This window comes from Microbacterium sp. K24, assembly GCF_004794465.1.
Lineage (GTDB): Bacteria > Actinomycetota > Actinomycetes > Actinomycetales > Microbacteriaceae > Microbacterium.
On record NZ_SSDJ01000084.1, the window covers coordinates 1 to 8,711 of the forward strand.

Here is an 8,711-nt window from a genome sequence, read left to right on the forward strand (position 1 = left end):
CACGACGAAGGAGTCGGCCGCGAGGATCGCACCCGCGCTGCCGGTGGCGGGCCGGGAGGGACCGCTGTCGTACATCCTGCCGGTCGACGAGGAGACCAACGCGGCTCCGCGGCCGCGCGACCTCGTAGCCCGCGCGCTCTCGGGCACCGAGATCAACATCGCCGTGCCGCTCGACGGCATCGACGGCGACGGCGACTCGGTCGAGCTGCTCGACATCTCGTCCAGCCCGACCAAGGGACGCATCACCGAGGTGGCGCAGAACTACCTCACCTACGAGGCCTTCGACGGCTCGACGGGCGTCGACGTCTTCAAGTACCGCGTGCGCGACCGCCTCGGCAAGGAGGGCACCGCCACGATCCGGGTGGGCATCGCGCCGGCCGAGCAGATCAACCAGGCCCCGTATGCCGTGAAGGACGCGGTCGTGGTGCGCCCCGGTCGCGAGATCGCGGTGCCGGTGCTGCTCAACGACTCCGACCCCGAGGGCGACAAGCTCGCGCTCGTGAAGGACGGCCTGGAGGTGCCCGACATCGACGGGCTCTCGGCCCGGGTGTCGGGAGACCGCGTGCTCGTGCAGGCGCCGAACCGCGCGCTCGAGACGTCGCTGCAGTACACCGTGACCGATGCCCGCGGCGCGACGGCGACCGCCGTGCTGCAGATCACGGTCGACGAGGACGTTCCCCTGCAGGCGCCGGTCGCTCGCGACGACCGCCTGCGACCCGCGGATCTCGAGGACGGCAGCCTCTCGGCCGACCTCGACATCCTCGACAACGACGAGGACCCCGACGGCACCACCGATCGACTGGACCTCGAGGTCGGCGACGGCGCGACGGTGCTCGAGAACGGCAAGGTCCGCGTCACCGTCACCGACGAGCTGCAGCTCATCCGCTACACGCTCACCGATCAGGACGACCTGCAGTCCTCGGCCTTCATCTTCGTCCCCTCGGAAGACGGTCTGCGTCCGACGCTGACCTCGACCAAGCCCCTCGAGGTCAAGAGCGGCGAGACCAAGGAGGTCCCGCTCGCGAAGTACGTCACGGTCGCAGGCGGCGGCGACGTCGTCATCACCGAGCACGCCAAGGTCACCGCGATCAACGCCGACGGGTCCGACCTCGTGAAGGACGAGCGGACACTGGTGTACACCTCGGCACCTGGGTACTTCGGACAGGACGCGCTGACGTTCGAGGTCACCGACGGCACCGGCCCCGACGACCCCGAGGGACGAAAGGCCACGCTCAGCATCCCGGTGAACGTGCTGCCTCCCGACAACCAGCCGCCGGAGTTCCTCGGCAGCCAGATCAACGTCGCGCCCGGCGAGGAGGCGACCGCGCTCGACCTCGCGGCTCTCACCACCGACCCCGACCCCGAGGACGAGGGGAAGCACAAGTACTCGCTCGTCGACGGCGAGGGCAAGGGGATCAGCGCGAAGATCGACGGCGACCGGCTGCTGGTCGAGGCCTCCTCGAACGCCAAGAAGGGCACGGCGGTGACGCTCACGCTGCGCGTGACCGACGGCGAGACCGAACCGGTGGAGGGCTCCGTCCTCGTGCAGGTCACGGCGTCGAACCGTGCGATGCCGGCGGCGAACACCGACACGATCGCCGAGGCCGATCAGGGCAAGACGGTCACCGTGCCGGTGCTCGCGAACGACTTCAATCCCTTCCCGGAGACGCCGCTCAAGGTGCTGTCCGCCAACGTCGAGACCGGCGCCGGCCAGGTGAGCGTGAAGGGCGACGACGTCGTGGTCACGCCGTCGAAGGAGTTCGTCGGCACCCTCGTCGTGCGCTACGAGATCGAAGACGCCACGGAGGACCCCGATCGCCGTGCCACGGGACAGGTGATCCTGACCGTGCAGGGCGTTCCCGAGGCTCCGGGCGCGCCGACCGTGACGAGCGTGCAGGACCGCACGGTGGTCGTCTCCTACGGCGCCCCGTCGAACAACGGCGCCGAGATCACGAAGTACACCGTGAAGGCGGTGCAGGGCGGCTCCTACTCGAAGGAGTGCCAGTCGACCACGTGCACGCTCGACGGCCTGACGAACAACGTCGAGTACGTGTTCCAGGTGACCGCGACCAACCGCGTCGGCGAGTCGAAGCCGTCCGGATCGTCGGCCGTCGCCCGCCCGGACGCGCGTCCGGACACCCCGAACCCGCCGACCCTGAAGTTCGGCGACAAGTCGCTCCAGGTCGCGTGGACGACCCCGACGACCCCGGGCTCCCCGGTCGAGCGGTACACGCTGGAGATCTCTCCGGCACCGCCGTCGGGCGTCTCGCAGAAGGAGGTCACCGGCAACTCCCTCACCTGGGAGGGGCTGGAGAACGGCGGCAACTACCAGGTGCGCGTGCAGGCCCACAATCGTGCGCCCGAGCCCTCGAGCTGGAGCAACTGGTCGGCCTCCGAGGTGCCCGCCGGCCCGCCGCTGGCAGGACCCGCGCCGACCACCGCTGAGCTCGCTCCGGTCGGATCTCAGGCGCAGATGCAGGTGAACTGGCAGACGCCGCCGGCGAACGGCGACGCGATCGACGCCTACCAGCTCGAGGTGTGGCAGGGCTCCAGCCTGCAGAACACCCACACGCCGGGTGCGGCGTCGAACAGCCAGGCCATCGTGGTTCCGACGTCCGAGAGCGACTACACCTATCGGATCCGCGGGCACAACAAGGCCGGCTGGGGCGAGTGGAGCCCGATGTCGGCGCCGCGCCGCGGCGTCATCGCGCCCGCGCCGGGGCAGATCACCAGCGTCGACGCCGGCGACCGCAGCATCACGGTGCACTACACCCCCGGTTCGCGCAACGGCGCCCGCCAGGGCGAGGTGGTGTACCAGTACCGTCTCAACGGCGGCGGCTGGGCGAACCTGCCCGGCAACGGCGTCATCGGCGGTCTGAACAACGGCACGAACTACAACGTCGAGGCCCGCGGCGTCGCGAACGTGGGCGGTGCGCAGTATGTGGGCGGTCCGTCGAACGCCGTGGCGCAGATCCCCTTCGGCCCGCCGAAGGCGCCGACGGCCAGCGCCGAGAACCTCGGCCAGAGCGTGAGGCTGAACTGGAACTCCAACGGCTCCGACAACGGACGTCCGATCCAGACGACGCAGATCAGGATCGACGGCGGCGGCTGGCAGGATGTGGGGCGCACCGGCTCGCGCACCGTGGGCGACGGATACAACCAGACCCACAGCATCGACGTCAGAGCGCAGGACTCCACCGGCACCTGGTCACCCGTCGCCTCGGCATCGGCGCGCACGAGCGAACCGCCGCAGCCCAAGGTGTACGTCACGCAGGGCGATGCCGCCGGCAGCTGCGTCAACGGATGCCGCAAGTACGTCGTTCATTGGGAGAATCTGAGCATCGGCAACGCGACCGTGCATTGCTACTCCGACAACGACGGGCGGATTGCCGACCTCGCCTACACCGTCAACTTCAATGGGAACGGCTCCACGCAGCTGGGTTGCTGGGTCGGGCGCGACGGGCAGAACGTCTGGGTCGACATCGTCGGCTGGGGCGACGGCGTCGACACCGAGAAGAGATTCTGGGCGCGGCCCTAGCCGCGCCCAGCCGAAACGAACACGAGAGGGAGCAGAACCCACATGAGCATGACCCCCGAGCAGGCCGCCTGGTTCCAGGGAACCTTCACGCGCCTGGTGGACAACATCGACAAGGCCGTGCAGGGCAAGCGCGAGATCGTCGGTCTGGTGCTGGCGTCGATGCTCGCCGAGGGCCACGTGCTCCTCGAGGACGCCCCGGGTACCGGGAAGACGAGCCTCGCCAAGGCTCTCGCCGCGACCGTGCAGGGCACGAGCGCGCGCATCCAGTTCACGCCTGACCTGCTGCCCTCCGACGTCACCGGCGTCACGATCTACGACCAGCAGTCGCACCGCTTCGAGTTCCACAAGGGCCCGATCTTCGCGTCGATCGTGCTCGCCGACGAGATCAACCGCGCCTCGCCGAAGACGCAGTCGGCGCTCCTCGAGGTCATGGAGGAGTCCCGGGTCACCGTCGACGGCGTGACCCATGAGACCGGTCGCCCGTTCCTCGTCATCGCGACCCAGAACCCGATCGAGCAGGCCGGAACGTACAAGCTCCCCGAGGCCCAGCTCGACCGCTTCCTCATCAAGACGTCCATCGGGTACCCCGACCTCGCGGTGACCGAGAGCATCCTCGCGGGTGCATCCGATCGCAACCCGTCCGCGGGCCTCGGCGCCATCATCACGACCAGTGCGGTGGCCGACATGGCCGACCTCGCGGCATCCGTGCACGTCGAGCCCGCCGTGCTCCGGTACGTCGCCGAGCTCGCCGAGGCGACCCGCAACGACCCGGCGATCCGTCTGGGCGTCTCGGTGCGCGGCGCGATCGCGATGATCCGCATCGCGAAGGTGTGGGCGGCCGCACACGGCCGTCACTTCGTGCTGCCCGACGACATCAAGGCTCTGGCGCGGCCGACGTGGCAGCACCGTCTGCTGCTCGACGCCGAGGCCGAGTTCGCCGGCACCAGCAGCCTGACCGTCATCGGGCGCGTGCTCGACGGGATCGCCGCACCTCAGGCGCGAACGGCGGCCTGATGACCACGGAGGCACTCTCGGCGCCGCCGACGCAGACGGACCGCGACGCCGGCTGGCGTGACGTCGCGGCCGTCATCGGCGCGCGCGTGCTGTCGCGCCTCCGCATCATCGGCTCCGCCGTCCGCCCGCTCGCGTGGGTGCTGATCGGCATCACGCTCGGGTTCTGGATCCTCGGCCAGGTCGCCGGGTGGTCGGAGTTCACCATCGCGGCGATCGTCATCGCGATCACGGTCGCGCTGTGCTCGCTGTTCCTGATCGGTCGCACGGCCTACGACGTGTCGCTCGACCTCGCGCGCACGCGCGTGGTCGTGGGCGAGCGCGCGGTCGGCGCCCTCACGCTCGCGAACCGCGGCACCCGCGCGATCCTGCCCTCGCGCATCGTGCTGCCCGTCGGATCGGGTCGCGGCGAGTTCGGCATCCAGCGGCTCGCCCCCGGAGAGGAGGCGGAGGAGCTCTTCGCGATCCCGACGCAGAAGCGCGGCGTCGTGAAGGTCGGCCCCGTGAGCGTCGTGCGCGGCGACCCGCTCGGCCTGTTCGAGCGCGCGCATCGGCGCGACGAGCCGGTCGACCTCTTCGTGCACCCGCGCACGATCCTGTTCGACGGGCAATCGCTCGGCTACCTGCGCGACCTCGAGGGCCTGCCCGCGGCCGACCTCTCCCGCGACGACGTGTCGTTCCACGCCCTGCTCGAGTACCAGCCCGGCGACGACCTGCGCCATGTCCACTGGAAGTCCACCGCGCGCACCGGCACGATGATGGTGCGTCAGTACGAGGAGACCCGCCGCTCGCACTTCGTGATCGGCCTGTCCCGCTCCAGCGGCGACTACGCCACATCCGACGATTTCGAGCTCGCGATCTCTGCCGCCGGCTCCATCGGCCTCCGCGCGCTCCGCGACTCGCAGCGCGTCGACATGCGCGTGCAGGGGCGCGAGCTGCCCGCCGGCACCGGCAAGCAGCTGCTCGACTCGCTCTCGGCCGTCGAGAACAGCAAGCCGCGCGAGGGCGGCATCGCCGAGCTCGCCGGAGTGCTCTCCGCGACCATGCCGCTGGCGAGCGTGGTGGTGCTCGTCTGCGGTTCCAAGGTGAGCTCCGACGATCTGCGTCTCGCCTGCTCACGGCTTCCGTTCGGCGCCCGCGCGCTCGCCGTCGTCGCCGACACCTCGGCGTCGGCCCCGGCCCTCCGACGCATCGGCGATGCCGACGTCATCACGATCGGCGAGCTCGACCAGATCCCGCTCGCCCTGCAGAAGGTGCTCGCATGACCGCGCCCGCCACCGCGCCCGCCACGATCTCCGTGCGCCGCTGGACCCTCGACCTCGGGGCGACCGCTCTGCTCGTCGCGGTCGCGCTCGTCGGCTTCTGGCCCACGTTCGCCGGTCCGTCGTTCCTGCCCGCGGCGATCGGCGGCATCGTCGTCGGACTCGCCATCGCCGGCGTCGCGGCCTGGCGCCGATGGGGCATCCTCATCATCACCGGCCTCACCGTCGCCGCCTACTTCGTCTTCGGCGGCGCCTTCGCGCTTCCGCACACCGCGATCCTCGGATTCATCCCGACGCTGGAGACGCTGCAGAAGCTCGCACTCGGCACCGTCACGGCGTGGAAGCAGATGCTCACCACCGTGGCCCCGGTCGCGGCCGCCGACGGACACCTCATCGTGCCGTTCCTGCTGGCGCTCGTCGTCACGACCCTCACCGCCTCGCTCGCGCTCCGGCTGCCGCAGGTGGCCTGGGCGCTGCTGCCCGCCGGCGTGCTGCTGATGCTCGTGATCGCGCTCGGCACCCCCCAGCCCGCGTTCCCGGTCGTGCAGGGCCTCGTCTTCGCCGTGGGCAGCATCGCCTGGCTCGCCCTGCGGCAGATCTGGGCGCCGCAGAACATGGCCGTCTCGGTGAGCGAGGTCGATCCCTCGCGCGCCGCGCACATGCGCCTGCGGCGACTGCTCGCCGGCGTCGCGGTCCTGGCGATCGCGGGCGGTGCGGGTGTGGCGACCAGCGCGCTCGCCGCTCCGTCCGAGCCGCGCCACGTGTTCCGCGACGTGATCATCCCGCCGTTCAACATCCGCGACTATCCGAGCCCGCTGCAGGCGTTCCGCAAGAACGTGCGCGACGAGGTCGACGAGACGCTCTTCACGGTTCAGGGCCTGCCCAAGGGGGCCCGCATCCGCACCGCGGTCATGGACGAGTACGACGGCATGGTCTACAACGTCACCGACGGCGGACCCACCTCGTCGAGCGCGTTCTCGCCGCTGCGCTCCAACATGTCGCCGGATGCCGAGGGCGTCCCGGTCACGCTCAACATCGCGGTCGACGAGTACAACGCCGTCTGGATGCCGACGGCCGGCGAGCTGTCCGAGATCCGGTTCTCCGGCGATCGCGCCGAAGAGCTGCGCCGCGGCACCTACGTCAACACCGCGACCGGCACCGCGGTGTCGACGGTGAAGCTGAAGAAGGGCGACGAGTACTCCGTCGACGCCGTCATGCCGAACACGCCCGACGACGATCAGCTCGCCGACGTGGAGTTCGGAACGGTCGCGAAGCCCAAGCAGAGCAACGTTCCGGAGGAGCTCACCGCGCTCGCCGCAGAGACCGTCGCCAGCGCGGAGTCGCCCATCGAGCAGGTGCGTGCACTCGAGAGCTTCCTCTCCGAGGGCGGCTTCTTCAGCCACGGTCTCGAGGGCGAGGTGCTGTCGCGCGCGGGGCACACCTCCGAGCGCATCACGACCCTCATCGGCGGCGACCAGATGATCGGCGACGACGAGCAGTACGCCGTCGCGATGTCGCTGCTCGCCGGTGAGCTCGGCATCCCGGTCCGCGTCGTCATGGGGTACTACCCCGACGAGGAGCAGGCGGGCGAGGCGGTGTTCACCGCGACGGGCGACAACGTGCACGCCTGGGTCGAGGTGAACTTCGAGGGCTTCGGATGGCTCCCGTTCAACCCGACGCCGCCCGAGGACCAGGTCCCGAACGACCAGAACACGAAGCCGCGCGTCGACCCGAAGCCGCAGGTGCTGCAGCCGCCGCCCCCGCCGCAGGAGCCCGTCGACCTGCCGCCCACGCTGCCCGACGACCGCGAATCCGAGGACGAGAGCCTCAACCTCGCCGGCATCATCGGTGCGATCCTGCTCATCGGCGGGATCACGCTCGGGATCCTCGCACTGCTGATGTCGCCGTTCATCGTGATCGGGGCGTGGAAGGCCGCGAAGCGCCGGTCCCGGCGGGCTGCGGCGCGCACGGCCGACCGCATCAGCGGCGGCTGGGACGAGCTCACCGATCGCGCCGTCGACTACGGGGCCCGCCTGACGCCGGGCAGCACACGGCCCGAGGAGGCCGCGGCCGTCGTCGCGACGCTCGCGGTGCCGAAGGTTGCGGATCTCGCTCAGCGGGCCGACGCCGAGGTGTTCGGGCCGACCGATCCGACCCCGGAGGACGTCGAGGCGTTCTGGAGCGAGGTCGACGGGATCGTCGGCGGGCTGGGGGAGGATGCCGGCTTCTGGAAGCGCATCAAGGCCCGGCTGAGCCTGCGCTCGCTGCTGGGCGGAACGGCGATCTCGACCGGTCTCCAGGGGCTCCGTGAAGCGGCGACCGCGCGCGTTCGGCGCGAACCTGGCACGATCGAGAGCAGCAACACGAGTACACCAGCCGCACCCGAGAGCGAGACCCCATGACGCAGCCTGCGTACGCACAGATCGCGCCGATCTCCCGCCGCGCGATCGGCTACCTCATCGACGCGCTCATCGCGGCCGGTCTCGCCGTCATCCTCGGCGGCGGTCTCATGGTCGCCGCCACACTGTCGGGCGGGATCGAGGCGGGGCTGACGACCCTCCTCATCGGCGGTCCGATCGTCTCTCTCCTGCTGCTCGGCTGGTTCGTCGTCTACACGCTGATGCAGTCCGGAACCGGGTCGATCGGCATGCGCGCACAGGGTCTGCGCCTCGTCTCGGCGCAGGGGCAGACGCCGCTGGGCTTCGGCCGGACGCTGCTGCGCAACGTGATCTTCGGCCTCGCGGGTTCGATCGTCGTCGGCTACTTCACGCCGCTGTTCGACGGCTCCGGCCGATTCCAGGGCTGGCACGACAAGGTCGCCGGCTCCCTCATGCTCGATGCGCGCGCGGCCGGGCCCGCGGCATCCGCTCCCGCGTCCGCCGCTGCGGCTGCTCCGGCCG

5 protein-coding genes are annotated in these 8,711 nt (G+C 70.6%); all 5 read left to right on the forward strand.

Features of this window, described 5'->3' with window-relative positions; translation table 11 throughout:
- Positions 1-3,538, forward strand: a 3,538-nt coding sequence (locus DW306_RS06395) for an Ig-like domain-containing protein (protein ID WP_205814111.1), incomplete at its 5' end; no start/stop codon positions are given.
- 42 nt (positions 3,539-3,580) lie between these two features.
- Positions 3,581-4,552 (forward strand): MoxR family ATPase, encoded by a 972-nt coding sequence (locus DW306_RS06400; protein ID WP_136054784.1) that lies wholly within the window; start codon positions 3,581-3,583, stop codon positions 4,550-4,552.
- Positions 4,552-5,814 (forward strand): DUF58 domain-containing protein, encoded by a 1,263-nt coding sequence (locus DW306_RS06405; RefSeq protein ID WP_136054785.1) that lies wholly within the window; start codon positions 4,552-4,554, stop codon positions 5,812-5,814. The genes DW306_RS06400 and DW306_RS06405 overlap by 1 nt, the downstream gene beginning before the upstream one ends.
- Positions 5,811-8,213: a transglutaminase domain-containing protein gene (locus DW306_RS06410; RefSeq protein WP_136054786.1), complete on the forward strand. Its 2,403-nt coding sequence runs from the start codon at positions 5,811-5,813 to the stop codon at positions 8,211-8,213. The genes DW306_RS06405 and DW306_RS06410 overlap by 4 nt, the downstream gene beginning before the upstream one ends.
- Positions 8,210-8,711, forward strand: a 502-nt coding sequence (locus DW306_RS06415) for an RDD family protein (protein WP_136054787.1), incomplete at its 3' end; no start/stop codon positions are given. The genes DW306_RS06410 and DW306_RS06415, both read left to right, overlap by 4 nt.

Excerpts from the sequence above, each read along its gene's own strand:
- DW306_RS06400 (WP_136054784.1), top strand. The coding sequence starts at position 3,581 with ATGAGCATGACCCCCGAGCAGGCCGCCTGGTTCCAGGGAACCTTCACG.
- DW306_RS06405 (WP_136054785.1), top strand. The coding sequence starts at position 4,552 with ATGACCACGGAGGCACTCTCGGCGCCGCCGACGCAGACGGACCGCGAC.
- DW306_RS06410 (WP_136054786.1), top strand. The coding sequence starts at position 5,811 with ATGACCGCGCCCGCCACCGCGCCCGCCACGATCTCCGTGCGCCGCTGG.